The organism is Pseudomonas brassicae (assembly GCF_010671725.1).
GTDB lineage: Bacteria > Pseudomonadota > Gammaproteobacteria > Pseudomonadales > Pseudomonadaceae > Aquipseudomonas > Aquipseudomonas brassicae.
On record NZ_JAAHBU010000621.1, the window covers coordinates 1 to 2,149 of the forward strand.

2 protein-coding genes are annotated in these 2,149 nt (G+C 49.5%); one reads left to right on the forward strand and one right to left on the reverse strand.

Translation table 11 applies throughout. The features are described from left to right. Nucleotides 1-525: HNH endonuclease signature motif containing protein (locus G3436_RS26690; RefSeq protein ID WP_163951345.1), on the reverse strand; the 525-nt coding region annotated here is incomplete at its 3' end. Between the two features lie 431 nt (nucleotides 526-956). Here G3436_RS26690 and G3436_RS26695 point away from each other — a divergent pair. After that, nucleotides 957-1,970, forward strand: coding sequence for a hypothetical protein (locus G3436_RS26695; protein ID WP_163951349.1), 1,014 nt, complete (start codon nucleotides 957-959; stop codon nucleotides 1,968-1,970). The last annotated feature ends 179 nt before the right edge of the window (nucleotides 1,971-2,149 follow it).

Sequence of the window (2,149 nt, forward strand, 5' to 3'; positions counted from 1 at the left end):
TCCTCTTTTGTATATCTTTAGGTCGTACGTAGCCGAGATAGGTACAAGACTATGGTGGTGATTAGTCAACGTTTCCCAGTGCTTGAGCGTGGTTACCCTAACTTCTTTTATAAAAGTGACTTGCGTACCGCGATTGACCAGCTTCAGCTCTAAAGAGGTGATGTATTCCTCGTTTTCGCCGCTACAGCTTTCAACTTCATACAAGTCAACAATCTTGAGGCCCGGCGCATTATCTACTAGATGCTTTGGCACAGGGTTCAAGATTGAAGCTGCAAGCAGTTGTTTGTAAAGCCTCAACGCTTTTCGATCAATGATGTCAGCGTGCGCCATTTTGTGATGTTTGTCGCAGAGAACGATTAGGTTGCTTGGATCGTTATTCTCACGGTTGTGATCAATATGGTGAATTTCCAGGTAAGTGTGCTCAGTACACTGATTAATTGCGCAGCAATGACCACTCTCAACTTTAATTGCTCTGGCAACCTCTGCCGCAATGGTGGGGCGTTTCGTTGTGTAGATGCTATCCATGCTCTTACTCACAGAGATCAGAGTTAATTTTTTTATCGAGAAATTATAGCAAATCAGTCAGTTGCTCAAGATCGACTACCGGGTGCGGTGCTCCCCAGCCGAGAAAGCTCCCTGGTCGACCAGCAAGGCCCCTGCCACCTCAGCTCCCTTCAGAGCCGGTAGGAGCTATAACGTCTACCACAGATACGAAGACATGAATTCGGGTCTTGGAAAGGGTTTCCAAAGGCCGTAACGGCATTTAGCCAGTTCATGATCATCTGACTATGCCAAAATCTACGCCCGGCCCCAACGACCAAGGAAAGGTATGAGTTTTTTTCGAACGTTTGTTCGCGTTCCGACAGAACGAATTTCGAACACCCCTTGAGGATTTTCTCACCGAGCTTTTTGCCGAGTGGCTACGTCAAGTGACGCTTGCTGGTCGAATCTCAGAGGTGCTGACTGACCTCTTCAAGCTGGCACCGGCCCAACTTGGAGAATTGAGTAAACTCAATTCAATTATCTGGGAAACTCAACACGTCATTGGTCCAGGCGACCACCGGGCTGAGGGCAAACGCCCAGACCTGATTGGACGATGCTCAAATTTTTTCCTGATCATCGAGAGCAAAATCGCAGCTGGATTTACCCAATACCAGGATGAACTTGGGCGAGTCGATCAACTGTCCATGTACCAGTCATACCGTAGAAGTCGCAAGGAGGTGTGTGGCGGCCTTGTCCTGATTACACACTCCACTTTGCCTCCGTCAGACTGGACACATCAGACGCTGTACTGGCGTGCTGTTGAAAAGTACTTACGAACTTTCACAGACCATATCTCGTCGACCAGTGCATTGAATTACCTCACTAACCAACTCAAAAAATTCCTTGGAGACAACGATATGAATGGAACACGTATCGATCTAGCGGATATTACTGCCTACCCTGCCTATCAACGACTTACGCGAGGGCTGGCAGGGTTGGGTAAAGCTGCGGATAGCTGCCTTAGAGCGGAGTTTCAAGGGGCACACCTTGAAAAACTTCGAGTTCCTCGTGGGGGCAGTGGTGGAGACTTCATCTCGCCGACTTTTTGCGGATTGACGCTCACCAATGACGGCTTCAAATGTCATGACGCTCAACTCATTTTGTGGGCCGGCACCCTCACCGGAAAAGTTTACGAGTACATTGGGCCGTTCACTGACGGGATACCAGACCTCTCTGTCGGTATTGGCTTATGGTTCTATGAGGACGTCCGACAAGAGGCCAGTGACTACCTGATAGCGCTGTGCGAGAAGCTCAACAGCCCGGAGAAAGGGACGTGGGTACTGGAGACCCACTCTCGCGATGGTAGGGGGCCAATTATCTTGCTGTCGATTCGTCGATCTCTCATGACTTGCATGTTCAAGCTGCTGGCGGCGACTTGGACGATATCGCCAGTGAGTTCTTTTCAACTCACAGCAAGTCACTTCTAATTGAGCTTTCAGCTCCACACTTGGAAACCGGTAGGAGCGCTGATCAGTTTCTGTTTGAGATGGTTGCTGCAGAACAGATCACCGTTGATTTAATTGACGCTGAGTGACTGCTCCTGGCCGATATCTGCCGGTCAAGACGTACCCGTGCGCGTGGTCACATCCGATGCAAATGGCTGGTC